The organism is Streptomyces sp. NC-S4, assembly GCF_054353315.1.
Genome location: NZ_CM135937.1, coordinates 7,230,610 through 7,245,695, shown reverse-complemented (window position 1 = coordinate 7,245,695; position 15,086 = coordinate 7,230,610). Strand labels below are relative to the sequence as shown.

At 72.8% G+C, this 15,086-nt stretch carries 14 protein-coding genes; 8 read left to right on the top strand and 6 right to left on the bottom strand.

What is annotated here, in order from left to right; translation table 11 throughout:
* Positions 1-148 precede the first annotated feature (148 nt).
* The 3 genes from ACXNSR_RS32545 (at position 149) to ACXNSR_RS32535 (ending at position 4,262) form a co-directional block, all read left to right on the top strand.
* Entirely contained in the window at positions 149-973 is an 825-nt protein-coding gene (locus ACXNSR_RS32545) for an FAD binding domain-containing protein (RefSeq protein ID WP_458638929.1), read from the top strand.
* Positions 970-3,738, top strand: coding sequence for a molybdopterin-dependent oxidoreductase (locus ACXNSR_RS32540; protein ID WP_458638928.1), 2,769 nt, complete (start codon positions 970-972; stop codon positions 3,736-3,738). The genes ACXNSR_RS32545 and ACXNSR_RS32540 overlap by 4 nt, the downstream gene beginning before the upstream one ends.
* Positions 3,739-3,821: 83 nt before the next feature.
* The gene (locus tag ACXNSR_RS32535; protein WP_458638927.1) at positions 3,822-4,262 is read left to right on the top strand and encodes a molybdopterin-dependent oxidoreductase; all 441 of its coding nucleotides are present in this window, start codon (positions 3,822-3,824) and stop codon (positions 4,260-4,262) included.
* A gap of 63 nt (positions 4,263-4,325) precedes the next feature.
* Here the strand turns inward: ACXNSR_RS32535 and ACXNSR_RS32530 are convergent, their stop codons facing one another.
* Positions 4,326-4,526: a hypothetical protein gene (locus tag ACXNSR_RS32530; protein WP_458638926.1), complete on the bottom strand. Its 201-nt coding sequence runs from the start codon at positions 4,524-4,526 to the stop codon at positions 4,326-4,328.
* Positions 4,527-4,565: 39 nt separating this feature from the next.
* On the opposite strand from ACXNSR_RS32530, the gene ACXNSR_RS32525 reads away from it, so the two are divergent.
* The 4 genes from ACXNSR_RS32525 (at position 4,566) to ACXNSR_RS32510 (ending at position 7,605) form a co-directional block, all read left to right on the top strand.
* Complete coding sequence (locus ACXNSR_RS32525) at positions 4,566-5,222, top strand: DUF2278 family protein (protein WP_458638925.1); 657 nt, start codon at positions 4,566-4,568, stop codon at positions 5,220-5,222.
* Positions 5,223-5,321: 99 nt separating this feature from the next.
* Positions 5,322-5,957 carry an ATP-binding cassette domain-containing protein gene (locus ACXNSR_RS32520; protein WP_458638924.1) on the top strand — a complete coding sequence of 212 codons (636 nt, stop codon included), beginning with the start codon at positions 5,322-5,324 and terminating at the stop codon, positions 5,955-5,957.
* Positions 5,957-6,832 carry a metal ABC transporter permease gene (locus ACXNSR_RS32515; RefSeq protein ID WP_458643461.1) on the top strand — a complete coding sequence of 292 codons (876 nt, stop codon included), beginning with the start codon at positions 5,957-5,959 and terminating at the stop codon, positions 6,830-6,832. Before ACXNSR_RS32520 ends, ACXNSR_RS32515 begins: the two co-directional genes overlap by 1 nt.
* Positions 6,790-7,605, top strand: a complete 816-nt coding sequence (locus tag ACXNSR_RS32510) for a metal ABC transporter solute-binding protein, Zn/Mn family (protein WP_458638923.1) — start codon at positions 6,790-6,792, stop codon at positions 7,603-7,605. Before ACXNSR_RS32515 ends, ACXNSR_RS32510 begins: the two co-directional genes overlap by 43 nt.
* A 67-nt stretch (positions 7,606-7,672) precedes the next feature.
* Here the strand turns inward: ACXNSR_RS32510 and ACXNSR_RS32505 are convergent, their stop codons facing one another.
* The 4 genes from ACXNSR_RS32505 to ACXNSR_RS32490 form a co-directional block, all read right to left on the bottom strand.
* Positions 7,673-8,038: a hypothetical protein gene (locus tag ACXNSR_RS32505; protein WP_458638922.1), complete on the bottom strand. Its 366-nt coding sequence runs from the start codon at positions 8,036-8,038 to the stop codon at positions 7,673-7,675.
* A complete protein-coding gene (locus ACXNSR_RS32500; protein WP_458638921.1) occupies positions 8,035-8,994 on the bottom strand; it encodes a MerR family transcriptional regulator in 960 nt (319 codons plus the stop codon). Before ACXNSR_RS32500 ends, ACXNSR_RS32505 begins: the two co-directional genes overlap by 4 nt.
* 110 nt (positions 8,995-9,104) lie before the next feature.
* Positions 9,105-10,781 (bottom strand): class I adenylate-forming enzyme family protein, encoded by a 1,677-nt coding sequence (locus tag ACXNSR_RS32495; RefSeq protein ID WP_458638920.1) that lies wholly within the window; start codon positions 10,779-10,781, stop codon positions 9,105-9,107.
* Positions 10,778-12,622, bottom strand: a complete 1,845-nt coding sequence (locus ACXNSR_RS32490; protein ID WP_458638919.1) for a CoA transferase — start codon at positions 12,620-12,622, stop codon at positions 10,778-10,780. The genes ACXNSR_RS32495 and ACXNSR_RS32490 overlap by 4 nt, the downstream gene beginning before the upstream one ends.
* A 146-nt stretch (positions 12,623-12,768) precedes the next feature.
* Between ACXNSR_RS32490 and ACXNSR_RS32485 the strand changes: the two genes are divergently transcribed.
* On the top strand, positions 12,769-13,983 hold the full coding sequence (locus tag ACXNSR_RS32485; protein WP_458638918.1) for an acyl-CoA dehydrogenase family protein: 1,215 nt from the start codon (positions 12,769-12,771) through the stop codon (positions 13,981-13,983).
* Between the two features lie 78 nt (positions 13,984-14,061).
* Here ACXNSR_RS32485 and ACXNSR_RS32480 read toward each other — a convergent pair whose 3' ends face one another.
* A complete protein-coding gene (locus ACXNSR_RS32480; RefSeq protein WP_458643460.1) occupies positions 14,062-15,000 on the bottom strand; it encodes a MerR family transcriptional regulator in 939 nt (312 codons plus the stop codon).
* Positions 15,001-15,086: the final 86 nt, after the last annotated feature.

Genomic DNA, 15,086 nt, shown 5'->3' with positions numbered 1-15,086 from the left:
AGTACCCGATAGACCTCTTGGTTGATCCTCCAGGAGGGAGGGTTTCCGGCTCGTCCGATTCCGTGGCCGGGACCAGTCGTTTCGCCCCCGCCCCCGTTGCTTCACTGGCTGAAACCCCCTGTCAGACCAGAAAGGCCGGTGGCGCGAATTGGATCTCAACACGGTGCTCGACGTGCGCGACGCCCGCCGCCGCGAACCCTGGCGTCCCGGCGACGCCTGGCTCGGCGGCGGCACGTACCTCTTCTCCGAGCCCCAGCCGCACGTCCGCCGCCTCGTCGACCTCTCCCGCATGGGCTGGCCGCCGCTGTCCTGGCAGCCCGACGGCTCCCTCGACATCGCCGCGACCTGCACGATCACCGAGCTCTCGCGGTTCGCCCGGACCCTTCCGACGACGGCCGCCCCGCTCTTCGAGCAGTGCTGCCGGGCCTTCCTCGCCAGCTTCAAGATCTGGAACATGGCGACCGTCGGCGGGAACCTGTGCAACGGCCTGCCCGCCGGTCCGATGGTCTCCCTCACGGCCGGCCTCGACGGCACCGTCTTCCTCCAGGGCCAGGACGGCGCCACCCGCCGGATGCCCGTCACCGAGTTCATCCTCGGCGCCGGGGTGAAGAACCTGCGCGAGGGCGAGCTGCTGCGGTCCGTGCGCCTGCCCCCGAACGCGCTGGACTCCCGTACGGCCTTCCGCCAGGCGTCCCTCTACGGACTCGGCCGCTCCGGCGCGCTGGTCATCGGCGCCTGTGACCCCGCCGACGGTTCCCTCGCCGTGACGGTCTCCGCCGCCACCACCCGCCCCTTCCGCTTCTGGTTCGCGCTGCCGCCCACGGCCGCCGAACTGCGCGAGGCGATCGACGGCGCCGTCCGGCCCGGCGAGTGGTACGACGACATCCACGGGCTGCCCGAATGGCGGCGCCACATGGCCCTGCGCCTGGCCGAGGAGATCCGCCGCGAGCTCACCACCGAGGACCACCGATGACGTACGAGATCGAGATCAACGAGCAGCGTTTCGACACCGAACCGCGGGCCGGCCAGTGCCTGCGCACCTACCTGCGCGAACGCGGCTGGTTCGGCGTGAAGAAGGGCTGCGACCAGGGCGACTGCGGGGCCTGCACCGTCCACGTCGACGGGCAGCCGGTGCACAGCTGTCTCTACCCGGCCGTCCGCGCCGAGGGCCGCAGCGTCACCACCGTGGAGGGCCTGGCCTGCTCCGGCGGCGAGCTCCACCCGGCGCAGCAGCAGTTCCTGGACGCCCAGGGCTTCCAGTGCGGCTTCTGCACCGCCGGTTTCCTGATGACCACCGCCGCCCTCCAGGCGGAGGAGGGCACCGCCCACGACGACGGCAAGCTCCAGGACCTCCCGCGCGCCTTCAAGGGCAACATCTGCCGCTGTACGGGCTACCGCGCCATCGAGGACGCGGTGCGCGGGGTCAAGCACACCGAGGCCCCGGAAGCCGGGCAGGCCGTGGGCAGGTCCCTGGGCGCCCCCGCCGGTCCCCTCGTCGTCACGGGCACGGCGCGCTACACCTTCGACGTCGAGGTGCCCGGGCTGCTCCACATGAAGCTGCTGCGCTCCCCGCACCCGCACGCCCGGATCGTCGACATCGACATCAGGGACGCCCTCCGGGTCCCGGGCGTGCACGCGGTCCTCACCCACCACGACTCCCCCGACCGGCTGTACTCGTCCGCCCGCCACGAGCACCCGACCGAGGACCCGATGGACACCCGGGTCCTGGACGACGTGGTCCGCTTCGTCGGCCAGCGCGTGGCGGCCGTCGTCGCCGACAGCGAGCAGGCCGCCGAGGAGGGCTGCCGCCGCGTGGTCGTGACGTACGAGGAGCTGCCGTACGTCATCGACCCGGAGGAGGCCATGCTCCCGGGCGCCCCCGTCCTCCACCCCAAGGGCCCCGAGTCGGGGATCTTCCGCGCCGAGAACAACGTGTGCGGCGAGGTCCACAACACGATCGGCGACATGGAGAAGGGGTACGCGGAGGCGGACGTCGTCTACGAGGAGACCTTCCGGACGCAGCGCGTGCAGCACGCCAGCCTGGAGACCCACGGCAGCGTCGCGTACTTCGAGCCCAAGGAGGAGGGCGACGGCGAGCGCATCACCGTCCGCTCCTCCACGCAGGCGCCGTTCCTGACCCGGCGGGCGCTGTGCGCCCTCTACGACCTCGGTGAGGACGAGGTCCGCGTCGTCGCGGGCCGCGTGGGCGGCGGGTTCGGCGGCAAGCAGGAGATGCTGACCGAGGACATCGTGGTCCTCGCCGCCCTGAAGCTGCGCCGGCCGGTGAAACTCGAATTCACCCGGGCCGAGCAGTTCTACGGTGCCACCACCCGCCACCCCTTCAAGATCACCATCAAGATCGGCGCCAGGGCCGACGGCACGCTCACCGCGCTGCGCATCCGCGTGGTCTCGAACACCGGCGCCTACGGCAACCACGGCCCGGCGGTCATGTTCCACAGCGTGGGCGAGTCCTTCGCCGTCTACAAGGCACCGAACAAGGAGGTCGAGGCGTACTCCGTCTACACCAACGGCGTGCCGGCCGGCGCGTTCCGCGGCTACGGCCTGGGGCAGGTCCTCTTCGCCCTCGAATCGGCGATGGACGAGCTCGCCATCCGGCTCGGCATGGACCCGCTCGAACTGCGCGAGAAGAACGTCATCGGCGCCGGCGACCACATGGTGACCCCGATCGGCCACGAGGAGGACCTGTTCATCGCCTCGTACGGGATGAAGCAGTGCATGGACGTGGTGCGCCGGGCCATCGCGGAGGACCGCAGCCACGAGGACGTCCCCGAGGGCTGGCTCACCGGCACCGGATCGGCGGTCGCCATGATCGCGACCGGCCCGCCGGGCGGCCACTTCGCCGACGCCCGGATCAGCCTGCTGCGCGACGGCACGTACGACATCGCGGTCGGCACGGCGGAGTTCGGCAACGGCACGACCACCGTCCACAAGCAGATCACGGCCGGTGCGCTGAACACGACGGTGGACCGGATCGCGGTCCGCCAGTCGGACACGGACGTCGTGCGCCACGACACCGGCGCGTTCGGCTCGGCCGGCACGGTGGTGGCGGGCAAGGCGGTGATGCTGGCGGCGAACTCGCTCGCGGAACGCCTGCAGACCTTCGCGGCCCGGCACACGGGTGTGGCCCGGCACCTGTGCAGGCTGGGGCCCGAGGCCTTCGACTGCGCGGGCCGGACCGTCACCCTCAAGGAGCTGTACGAGGCCGCGTACGACAAGGGCAAGCTGGAGGAGATGGCCGCGGACGGCCACTGGACCGGTTCCCCCCGCTCGGTGGCCTTCAACGCCCAGTGGTTCCGCCTCGCCGTCGACCCGCACACCGGCGAGATGAAGATCCTGCGCAGCGTGCACGCGGCGGACGCGGGCAAGGTCATGAACCCGATGCAGTGCCGCGGCCAGGTGGAGGGCGGTGTGGCCCAGGCGCTGGGCGCGACCCTGTTCGAGACGGTACGGGTGGACGAGCGCGGCGAGGTCACCACGGCGGCGTTCCGCCGTTACCGGCTCCCGCAGTACGCGGACGTCCCGCGCACGGAGGTCCACTTCATGGAGACCTCGGACGCGATCGGCCCGCTCGGCGCCAAGTCGATGAGCGAGAGCCCCTTCAACCCGGTGGGCCCGGCCTTCGCCAACGCCCTGCGGGACGCGACCGGGGTGCGGTTCACGGAGATGCCGGTGACGCGGGACGTCGTCTGGCAGAAGATGCAAGCCCCGACGGGGTAGAGGGGACTCAATTGCCACTCACATAGTGAGATGAGGGTGGCAGATACGTTTCCGAGGCGACGGGACCTGGGAATCGGGCTCGTATGGCCAAACTCATGCTGCACGGCGACCTCGACCGCCCGGCCCTGCTCAGCGTCGCCGACCTGCGCGAATGGCAGCAGCACCGGGCCAAGGTGGTCTTCGACTGCGCGACGAACGGCCCGCAGCACCACGTCTTCGAGGGCGTGCTGCTGCGTGACGTGGTCGCGAGCGCGGGGCCCGCCTTCGACGCCCGGCGCCGCAAGGACCGTTCGCGCTTCCTGCTGGCGGTCAGCGGCGGGGACGGCCACCACAGCGTGCTCGCCTGGGCCGAGCTGGACGCCGACTTCGGGAACAGTCCGGTGCTGCTGGCCACCCGCCTGGACGGGGCGGACCTGGACGAGGCCGGGGCCCAGCTGGTGGTCCCCGCGGACCGGTGCGGGGCACGCTACGTCAGCGCGGTCACGCACGTGTGGTTCGGCGCCCTGGCGACACCGGGCCTCTGAGGCCGGCCACCGGGACGGCACGCACGGTTCGGCACGCCGTTCGGACGCCCGGCGCGAACCCGCTCAGTTCGCGTTGTCGAGCCGGTCCACGAGGAGCCGGAGCTCGCGGGCCCGGCGCCGCGACATGCCGTGGATCACCGCGTCCAGGTACTGCCTCGCTTCGCTGCCGGAGCCGGCTGCGCCGTGGCACCGGATTTGCGGCTCGGTCCACGACGTGCGGCCGGCGTCCGGCGCGGCCGGGTCCCCCTCGTGCCCGCGCGCCACGACCGCCCGACCGGCCGGCCCGGTGTTTCACTGGGGAACATGCCATTCGACCGCTACGGCGTACTGGCCGGGACCCTGCACAAGCACTTCCGCGACACGCCCGACACCGAGGGCGCCTGGTTCCACGTCAACCTCCGGGTCGACGCACCCGACGGACAGTACAAGTGCGCCGTCGACGTGGACAGCCACGACTCGCAGACCGGCGTGCAGTGGAAGGTGTTCACCGTGGACGCGGCGGCGCTCGACCCGGTGCCCGCGATGACGCCCGGGTTCCACGACCTCGACCGCGTGCCCAGGTCCGGAGCCATCGACTACCTCCGCCATCCGGCCCTGCGCAGGCTACAGGAGTGGCCCGGGTGGCTGCCCGGCCCGCTGCGCGACCTCCTCGACCGGCTGCTGAAGTCCTCCCCGCCCTGGACCTCGGGCTCCAATGTCGAAGCCGCCACCGCCTTCGAGCCGATCCTCGTCGTCGGACGGCCGATCCTCGTCTTCGGCGAACCCTTCGACACCGGGCTGGGCGTCCACAACATCCACCAGAACCAGGGCGACCCGTACGGCAGCCAGTGGTGGCCCGAGAACGGCATCTGGCAGGACGGCGCGACCATGACCCGCCGCCCCGACGGCCGTTACGACGTGTTCCTGAACAAGTTCTCCAGCCAGAAGGACCACACGGACGCCGCCGGCCACCCGCTCTGAATCCGACCCGGTCCGCCGGGAACCCCGGGCGCCCTCCGTCCGACTACTGGCACGTGGGAGGCGGATCCTCGCCTTCCCTCATGGCGGAGGAGGCGTGGGATGGGCGGACTGGATGTGCGCATGCGGGAGGTCGTGTGCCGGCACGGCCGGGTGGAGGCCGTCTCGGACGTCGATCTGGAGATCGCCGCCGGTGAACGCGTTGCCCTGACCGGCACCAACGGCTCGGGCAAGACGACGCTGCTGCGCGCCGTCCTCGGTCTGCACCGTCAGACGACGGGCTCGATCACGGTCGGCGGCCGGGAGGGCCGGTCGCCCGCCGAGTGGGCCTGGCGGCGCCGGGCCTGCGCCTGGATCCCGCAGAAGCCGGCCGCCGGCCGCTTCCCCCTGCTCGGCTCCGAACTGCTGGCCGCCAGCAACGCTCCGGCGGAGGCGGCCGAGGCCGCGGAGCGGCTCGGTGTGGGGCCGCTCGTCGGGCGCCCCCTGCACACCCTCTCCGGCGGCCAGTTGCAGCGGATGTACCTCGCCCGGGCGATCGGATGCATCGCCGCGGGAGCCGAGCTGCTCCTGGCGGACGAGCCGACCGCCGCCCTCGACTTCGACGGGCAGTCGGAGGCCGCGGACGTCCTCACCTCCCTGCCGGTGACCCTGATCGTGGTGACGCACGACCGGGCGCTGGCGGACCGCTGCGACCGCGTACTGGAGATGGCCGCGGGCCATCTGCGGGAGGTCCGGTGATCCTCGCCGCGCACCTGGCCACCGCCGACCTCGGCGAACTGCTCCAACTGCTGCCCGTACAACGGGCCGGCGCGGCCCTGTTACTGGCCGCGATCGGCCTGCCGGTCATCGGCGTGGTCATCGTGGGGCTCGACATCATGCCGGTGCGGTTCGCGATGATGCACGTGGCCCTGCTGGGAATCGCCGTCGGACTGCTCACCGGACTCGATCCCATGCTGTGCGCACTGGTGGCCTGCGCGCTGGCCGGCGCGGGCGTCGCCCCGCTCGCCCGGACCCCGGACGGCCTGTCGGGGGCGATGGGCCTGCTCATGAGCCTGGCCATCGCGGCGGCGCTGCTCCTGCTGGCCGTGTCCGGGGTCAACGCCTCCGGTGCCTTCGCCCTGTTGTGGGGGTCCATCCTGTCGGTGGGCCCGGCCGACCTCGTCGTCCTGGGCGTGCTGGCCGTCGTCGTACCGGGCCTGTTCTGGTGGCGTCGGCGGGAGATCGGCCTGCTGCTGTACGACCGCGAGCTCGCGCAGTGTTCCGGCGTTCCGGTGCGGGCGCTGACGGCCGCGCTGCTGGTCCTGGTCGCCATCGCGGTCGCCGGGGCCATCAAACTGACCGGCGCGCTGCTCGTCGACGCCCTGACCCTGCTGCCCGCACTCGCCGCCCGCCGCCTGGGCAGCTCACTGAAGTCGATCACCCTCTGGGCGGTCGGCATCGGCGTGGCGGTGAATCTGACGGGGTTCCTGCTGGCCCTGTGGCTGGACTGGCCGCCCGGCCCGGTCCTCGTCCTGACCGCGGGGGCACTGGTCCTCGCGGTGCATTTCATACCCGAACGGAGAATCAGCTCATGGCGCGCACCCGCGTCCGTATCCCTTCCCTCCTCGCACTGAGCGCGGCGCTCGCTCTGACCGCCGCCTGCGGCAACACCCCCTCCCCCGAGGACGCGAAGTCCCAGGACGGCACGCAGCCGCAGGCCGCCAAGAAGCCGGTCGTGGTCGTCACCACCACCTGGGAGGGCGCCTTCGCCAAGGCAGCGGGCGCCGAGGACGTCAAGGTCATCGTGCCGCAGTCCGTGCACCACGCCCCGGACTACGACCCCAAGCCGTCGGACCTCGCCGCCGTGGCCAAGGCCGACTTCGTGCTCTACGCGCCCTTCGAGCCGTACGCCGCGAAGATCAAGGAGGCCGCGGGGTCCAAGGCGAAGCTGGTCGAGGTGGAGCTCGACAACGACCCCGCCAAGGCGTCCGCCGAAGTCGCCCGGCTGGCCGGTCTGTTCGGCACCCCCGAGGCCGCCACGCAGTGGAAGTCCGGCTTCGACACCGAGTACACGAAGCTGAACAAGGACGTCCAGGCCGCCTGGCCCGGCGGCAAGAGCCCCTCCGTGGTCAGCCAGGTCTTCACCACCTGGGCCGCGAAGCTCGCGGGTGCCACCCCCGTGGGCACCTACGGACCCGAGGCCGTGACCCCGGCGCAGCTGGCCGAGCTCGCGGCGAAGAAGCCGGAACTGGTGCTGGACAACGCGCACATGTCCACCGGCACGGTCCTGCCCGACTCCGGAGCCAAGCAGGTGAAGATCGTCAACTATCCGGGCGAGGACCTGGACCTGCTCGCGGTCTACCGCAACGCCGCGGCCGAGCTGAAGAAGGCCATGGGCGGCTCCTGAACCGGCCGGTGCGGGGAGCCGGGTCCGGCAGCCGGATCGGCGCGGGACCCGGCTCCCGTCCGGGTGGTCACCAGGCCGTCCAGGGAACACGGCAGACGTGGGGGGCCGTGTCCTCGGGGCACAGGGCACTGATCACCGCCCTGCGGATCACCCGGTGCGCCCGCCGGGAACACACCAGGCGGACGCGCAGCTCGACCGGTCGCCGTTCGCCGCTGCTCTGCCCGGGATGTTCCACGGCCCACTGCAGTGCCAGGTCCTCGTACGCGTCCGCGGCCGTCCCCCCGCTCCCGGTGAGGGAGTCCGCGACGGTCGCGCCGGTGATCCGGGTGTTGCGGGCGTTCCGGGAGCGGACGGCTTCCACGACGAGGCCCTGGACCCATGCCAGCCCCTGCTCGTCGGCGTAGAGGCCGAAGGTCAGTATGCGCGTCCTCATCGGGTCAGGCCCTTCTCGTGGTCGGCGTCGCCCCTGGCGAAGACCGTGGTGAACCATGCGTACACAGGGGCGAGCGTAGGGGAGGCGGGCCAGCCGTTGACCACGGCCAGGAGCTGCCAGTAGCGCTCGGCGTGGGGGTCGGCGGTCGTCCCGAGGCGGGCGAGGAGCCAGCGGCGCAGGTCGCCCTCGTCCGCGCACTCGAAGGCGTGGGCGTAGAGGCCTCCCAGCGAGTCGGCCAGGAACATGCCGCCCGCCGAGGCCGGCACGAGGCCGGCGGACACGGCCTCGGCGATCCGTTCGCGCATCGCCCGGTTGAGGGTGTCGTGCAGTGTGCCGACGGCCTGCCGGGCGGGCTCCTCGGCTTGTTCCTCGGCCGTGCGGCGCAGTGCGGCCCGGAAGTCCTCGTTCTGGCAGAGTCCGGCGAGTTCCACCCAGGCCTCGACCTGTTCGGGCGTGGGATCGTCGGGGAGCTCGGGCGTGACGGATCGCATGAGGGTCTCGAACTCCGGGTTGGAGTGCGGGACTTCGAAGGCGTCGTCGATGAATCGGGAGACGAGGCGGCGTCGTTCGGCCCGGGAGAGCGTGGCGAGTCGGTGCATGAGTTCCATCTCCATGGGGGTGGGGCCGCGCCTGGCGACCGCGCGGAGCACGGCCCGGCGCAGGCGCAGCGTACGGATCTGCACGTCGAGGGCGCCGGCGTGCGCGGCTGCGACGTCCTGGAGGGATATCTCCCGGTCCAGGACCCGGCGGACGGTCGCGAGGTCGAACCCGAGATCGCGCAGGGTGCGGACGAGGTCCAGGCGGGCGAGCGCGTCGGGGCCGTAGCGGCGGTAGCCCGCGGGGCTGCGGTCGGTCGGAGGGACGATGCCCTGGTCGGAATAGAACCGGATGGTCTTCACGGTGAGGCCGGTCCGGCGGGATAGGTCTCCGATGGAATGGAGCATGTCGCTTTCCATGCCCTCAGCTTGCGGTCTCCCCCCACGGGAGACTCAACCGGGACCCGGGCCTGCGTGTCGTGTCCGGGGCGGGTCCCGGCGGCGGGTGTCCGGCCGCCGGGACCCGGACGTCATCCCGCCTGGGCGAGCGGCGGGGCCACCTCGGGGGTCGCCGCCAGGCGCTCGCGCAGGGCGGCGCGGTCGGGCTTGCCGGCCGCCGTCAGGGGCAGTTCGGCGATCAGGAGCAGCCGCTCGGGGTGCTTGTTCCGCTCCAGCCCGCGTCGCGTGAGGTGTTCGCCGAGGGAGGCGAGGGTGAGGGGCTGCCCTCCGCGCGGCACGACGCAGGCCGCCAGCCGCTCCCCCATCAGCGGGTCGGGCACGCCGATACAGGCGACGTCCCGGATCTGGGGGTGCGCGGTGAGTTCGCGTTCCACCTCCGCCGGGCTGATGTTGGCGCCGCCGCGGATGACGATGTCCTTGAGACGGCCGACGATGTGCAGGACGCTGTCGGCGTCGAGGTATCCGAGGTCACCGGTGCGGACCCAGCCGTCGGGCGTCCGGTAGCGGGCGTCCAGGTCGGGTGCGCCCACGTAGCACAGCGGGGTCATCGGGCCGCGCGAGATGATCTCGCCGACGGCGCCGTCGGGCAGCGGTTCGTGCGTGTCGGGGTCGGCGATGCGGATCTCGGCGACCCGGGGGTCGGGGTGGCCGGCGACGACCCCGGATCCGTCGGTGGGCGGCACCGTGTTGCCCAGTCCGGTGTGGCAGTTGACGCCGTCGGCGGAACCGTAGAGGTTCACCACGGGACAGCCGAAGGCCTTGGCGGCTGCGGCCGCGGTGGTCTCGTCGAGCGGCGCGCCGCCGAGGACCAGTGCGGTGGGCGCGGGCAGTTCCTCGTCCGTCCCGTCGAGGCGCTCGAGCATCATGCGGACCATGGTGGGCACGCCGAGGATGTGTGTCGGCCGGTGTTCGCGCACCGCCGCGATCGCCGCGTCCGGGCTGAAGTGGTCGAGCAGGACGAGGGTGCCGCCGTGCCGGGCGAGGGTGACGGCGGTGCCGTTGGACCCGAAGGCGGAGGCCAGCGGTACGAGGAAGAGGCAGCTCGGCGGGGTGCGGTCCGGGATGAGGGAGGCGAGGAAGTTCCCGCGTCCGCCGGCCAGCGCGTTGTGCGAGTACGCGATCATCTTCGGCTCGGCCTCCGAGCCGGAGGAGACGAGGATGCGTGCTGCGCTGTCCGGGTCGGGCCGGGCGGGGACGAAGCCGGTGGGGTCGCTGCGGAGCAGCCCCGACAGCTGAATCGTTCCTTCAGGTGCGGTTCCGGAGCCGGCCGCGATGACGTGGCGCAGGGCCGGGAGCGCCCCGGCGAGCGTGCTCAGATCCGCCGCGTGCCGGAACTCCCGGTGCTCGGTGGCCGCGATGACGGCCACGGCCTCGGCCCGGCGCAGCAGGCACTCCGCTTCGAGGACGCCCCGGCCCACCGGGAAGGGGAGCGCGATCGCGCCGAGTGCGGCGAGCGCGAGATCGGCGATGACGGCGAAGCGGTTGTTGGGGAGTTGCACACCGACCACGTCGCCCGGGCCGATGCCCAGTTCCCGCAGGCCGGTGGCCAGACATCGGACCTTGCGGTCCAGCGCGGTGTAACAGAGCTTGCCCTTGGCGTCGAGGACGGCGGTGCGGTGCAGGTCTGCGATCTGGCGTGCCCGGAAGAGGCTGTAGAGGTCGAGGTCGGGGCAGGTCCCGTCGACCACCCAGGACCGGCGCAGTTCGGCGGGCAGCAGATCGTGCAGGACGAGCCGGTCGGCGGTCATACGAAGCTCCAGGGGTCGGGGACTGCGGGGGCGCCGTGCGCGTCGCGGCTGATCGAGCCGGGGAAGCGCGGATCGTGGTGCAGGTCGGACAGCTCGGTGGTGACCGCGGTCGCGGTCAGCCCGTGCTCCCGCAGCCGGGCCAGGGCCTCGGTCGTGGACAGGCCGCCCAGGTCGTGGGCGGCGACGGCGCGGGCGTCGGCGTCGGACGGTGCGAGCCAGCCGTCCGCTGTCGGCCGCGGGAGGCGGAATCCGGCCGGCCGCCGGGGGTTCTCCCCGCGGGCCGCCCGGCGCAGGGCGGGGGCGGTCAGCGTGTCGGCCGCGCCGAGCAGGGAGGAGTCCACCCGGACCCCGTGTCCGCTGCGTTCGCGCAGCAGCAGCCCGGCGAGGACGGCCTCGGCGCCGAGCAGTCCGCCCAGTACGTCGAGCAGGGTCATCAGCGAGGGCGCCGGGGCCTCGCCCTCGGGCCGGACGGCCTCGCCGACGCCCGTACGGGCCTGGACCATGAAGTCGGTCCCCATGGGGGCGTCTTCGATCCGGTCGGCCCAGCCGCTGGTGTACGCGTAGACGAGCGCGGGATTGACCCGTGCGAGGTCCTCGGAGTCGAGGCCGAGCTCGGCGGCCTTGCCCGGCGCCCAGTTGTGCAGGAAGACGTCGGCGCCGGCCGCGAGCTCCCTCAGCCGCCGGCGGTCGGCCTCCCGCTTGATGTCGATCTCGACGGCCTGCTTGCCCCGGTTGAGGGCGAGCCAGCGCGCCGAGATCCCGGAACAGGCCGGGGGCATGCCGCGCAGCGGGTCGCCGCCCGGCGGTTCGATCCGGATCACCTCGGCGCCGAGCAGCCCGAGCAGATGAGCCGCGAGCGGTGCCTGGATGCGGCGGCCCGCCTCCAGCACGGTCAGCCCGGCCAGCGGTCCGCCGGAGTGCGCCGCGCCCGGTAGCCGGACCGACCTGGCGGTGAGACGTCCGGTGGCCGACCGCGACAGGGACCAGGGGGCGGCGCCGTCGTGTTCCGCGGCACGTTCCTCGGCCCTTCGCGCGAGCGGACGCAGGGCGCACACCTCGGTGCCGTATGCGGCCGCGGCCCGCCGGATCCGTTCCCAGGTGTGGGACCGGGCCGTGAGGTGGAGGGCCGCCGGGAAGGGGGCGCAGGCGGTGGCGTAGCGGAACTGGAAGGGCCGCCAGCCGGCCCGCAGGGCCTCCGGGGGCGCCTCCAGGGCCTTCCAGAAGGCCGCCCAGGCGCCCGGATCGAGCGTCTCCAGTTCGAAGAGGACGCCGTCGGAGGAGGTGAACGGAGGTCCTCCGGGGGCGAGTTCGGCGGCCTCGCCCTCGTCGGCCCCGGCGGCGGCGAGGTACTGGGAGACCGCGAGCAGGCCCGCCCGGTCCGCGCTGGTGGTGACCGCGCGGGCGGCGCCACCACGGGCCTGGCCCACGAGAGCCGCGAGCAGCCCCTGTACGGCCAGGACCCCGGTGGCGGTGGCCGCGTAGTCGGCGGCGAGGCCGCGCGGGCCGCCGTCGCGCCGGCCGTGCACGGCCATGATGCCGGTGGCGGCCTGGACCGTGGCCTCGTCGACGAGCCCGCTCAGCGGATCCGCCCAGGTGGCGCTCGCGTGCGCCGGGTCGAAACCGCCGCCCGTGAGCGTGGTGCCACCGGTGTCGGTGGCGATGCCGGTGGCCGTGCCGGTGGACGCGCCGGTGGACGCGTCCCCGTGTGCGGGGCGGTCCGTCCGTGCGCCGAGCAGCCGCAGGTGGTCCGCGATGACGCTCGTGATCTGCGGGGGCCCCGAGGTGTCGAAGCGCAGTGTGTCGAGCGGCCGGACCGTCTGCGTGGTTGCTGGTGACGTCATGCCTCTCCTCTCCTGGCGCGGCGGTGACCGGCGCGCCCGGGTCTTACCGAATCCGGGGAACCCGGGAGCGTCCGCACCCGACCAGTTCCACGGACAGTGAGTCGGTCGGGCGTTCCCACGAGTTCCCGGGAATGAGGAGGAAAGAAGTGACGGATCCAGGCACGGACCACACCTCGGTTGCACAACAGGCTCCGGGTGTCGATGAGTTGAGGGAGCGGATCGACCGGTTCGTCCGCTCACGGGTGATCCCCCGGGAGCCGGTGCTGGACGCGGGCGGGCCCGCTGCGGCCGACGCGCTGGCCGAACTGCGCGGCCGGGCGCGGGAGGAGGGCCTGTGGGCCCTGCCGCTCCCGGCGGAACTGGGCGGCGGCGGGCTGGGGTTCGGGGAGTACGCCGCACTGGCCGAGACGGAGGGGGCCAGTGACCACGGCCCGGCCGCACTGGGATCCGCGCCGCTGCTCGACGTGACGATGCTGGCGCGGCACGGGGGGAGCGCGGTCCGCGAGGCGTACCTGAAGCCGCTGGTCGCCGGGGAGATGCGGACCTGCTACGCCATGACCGAACCGGACGTCCCCGGTACCGACCCCTTCGGGACCGGCACCCGGGCCGAGCGCGGGCCGGACGGGAGCTGGCTCGTCACCGGCCGCAAGTGGTTCACCTCCGGCGCCGCGGGCGCCGACCTGGTGACGGTCATGGCCCGCACCGGCGGGAGCACCGGTGACCGCGAGGGGCTGTCGTTGCTGCTCGTGCCCACCGCGTCGGCCGGTTTCCGCGTCGTACGCGAACTCCCCGTCCTCGGTGCGGGCGGCCAGTACGAGATCGAGCTCGACCGGGTCCGGGTCCCGGCCGACCACCTCCTCGGGGACCCCGGGGACGCGCTCACCATCGCCGGTGAGCGGCTGCAGCTGGGCCGTACGCTGCGCTGCCTGCGCTGGCTCGGCCAGGCCCGGCGCGCCTTCGACCTCATGTGCGAGCGGGCCGCCACCCGCAGCGGGTCCCGCGGTCCCCTCGCCGACCAGCAGCTGGTCCAGGGGCACGTCTTCGACGCCCTGCTCGCCCTGCGTACCACCCGCCCCCTGGTGCACGAGGCGGTGGCACTGATCGCCGCCGGGCGGGACGCGCGTACGGAGGTGGGACTCGCCAAGGTCGCCGCCGCGCGCATGCTCCAGCAGGTCGCCGACTCCGCCATCCAGGTCCACGGTGCCGCCGGGCTCGGTCCGGACACCCCCCTGCCCGGACTCCTGCGCACCGGCCGGGCCGCCCGCATCCTCGACGGACCGGACGAGCTCCACATCACCTCCGTGGCCCGCCGGGTCCTGCGCGGCTACGCGCCCGACGGCCGCCGGAGCCCGGATGAATGAGTCGACGGTGTTCCGAGCGGCGCCGACATGAATCCGGGCACGGAGTGCCGTGGTGCCGGGCGGTGCCCATTGCGGTGACTATGCGGCGCGGTCGTTTCGCAGCGCCCGGATGAGCCAGGGGTACACGGGGATCAGGTCCGGCACTGCCTGCCAGCCGTTGACGATCCACACCAGCTGCCAGTACCGGTCCACCCTGGGATCGTGCGCCTCTTCGAACTGTTGCGCCATCCAGTGCCGGAATTCCGTGTCAGGGGTGCGCGCGAACACCTCGGCGAAGCGGTGCACGAGGTCGTCCATGACGGGTGCGGCCCCGTTGCCGAGCGGGTCGATGCCCGACTTCCGGGCCTCGGCCACCTTCTGACGGGTGAACTCCATCAGCTCCTCGCCGGCATCGCGCTCGATGTCGAGCGGGCGCCCGGCGGCCTGGCGTACGGCCGTCCGGCGCATCCGGGCACGGAAGTCCTCGTCGCCGACCAGTTCGGCGAGTTCCACCCACGCGGTGACCTGCTCGCCGGTCGGATCATCGGGAAGGTCGGGAGTCGCAGCGCGAACCATGGCCACTGCGGCCGGGTCGGCATCCACCGTGCCGAAGGCGCCATCCATGAAATCGTCGATCAAACGCCGGCGTTCCTCGCCGGACAACTGCGTGAGCCTGTGCATGAGCTTGGTCTCCTCGGGACTGGACCCCCGGCCGGCCACGACTCGCAGAACGCTCCGGCGCAGTTGCAGCTCCCGGATCTGGACGTCCATCGCGTCGGCGTGCGCCGCAGCGACTTCCGCCACCGAGAGCTCGTGGTCCAGTACCCGTTGAATCGTGGGCAGGTCCATGCCCAGCTCGCGCAGTGTGCGGAGGAGTTCCAGACGAAGCAGTGCGTCGAGGTCGTAGAGCCGATAGCCGGCGGGACTACGGGTGGTCGGCGCTACCACCCCCGAATCGGAGTAGAACCGGATGGTCCTCACGGACAAGCCGGTCCGCCGGGAAAGCTCCCCGATCGAGTAGAGGGTCGTAACGTCCATGTCCCCCACTCTGCTGTCTCCAGTCGCTGGAGACTCAAGGCTGTTCCCCGGCGGGCCCCGACCGGGACGTCCTGCGAGCCGCCGAA

What these genes read in the sequence shown, in the direction of transcription:
- ACXNSR_RS32500 (WP_458638921.1), bottom strand. Translation starts at nt 8,994, where the DNA reads ATGGAAAGCGACATGCTCCATTCCATCGGAGACCTATCCCGCCGGACC.
- ACXNSR_RS32540 (WP_458638928.1), top strand. Translation starts at nt 970, where the DNA reads ATGACGTACGAGATCGAGATCAACGAGCAGCGTTTCGACACCGAACCG.
- ACXNSR_RS32520 (WP_458638924.1), top strand. Translation starts at nt 5,322, where the DNA reads ATGGGCGGACTGGATGTGCGCATGCGGGAGGTCGTGTGCCGGCACGGC.
- ACXNSR_RS32510 (WP_458638923.1), top strand. Translation starts at nt 6,790, where the DNA reads ATGGCGCGCACCCGCGTCCGTATCCCTTCCCTCCTCGCACTGAGCGCG.
- ACXNSR_RS32495 (WP_458638920.1), bottom strand. Translation starts at nt 10,781, where the DNA reads ATGACCGCCGACCGGCTCGTCCTGCACGATCTGCTGCCCGCCGAACTG.
- ACXNSR_RS32525 (WP_458638925.1), top strand. Translation starts at nt 4,566, where the DNA reads ATGCCATTCGACCGCTACGGCGTACTGGCCGGGACCCTGCACAAGCAC.
- ACXNSR_RS32535 (WP_458638927.1), top strand. Translation starts at nt 3,822, where the DNA reads ATGGCCAAACTCATGCTGCACGGCGACCTCGACCGCCCGGCCCTGCTC.
- ACXNSR_RS32505 (WP_458638922.1), bottom strand. Translation starts at nt 8,038, where the DNA reads ATGAGGACGCGCATACTGACCTTCGGCCTCTACGCCGACGAGCAGGGG.
- ACXNSR_RS32490 (WP_458638919.1), bottom strand. Translation starts at nt 12,622, where the DNA reads ATGACGTCACCAGCAACCACGCAGACGGTCCGGCCGCTCGACACACTG.
- ACXNSR_RS32480 (WP_458643460.1), bottom strand. Translation starts at nt 15,000, where the DNA reads ATGGACGTTACGACCCTCTACTCGATCGGGGAGCTTTCCCGGCGGACC.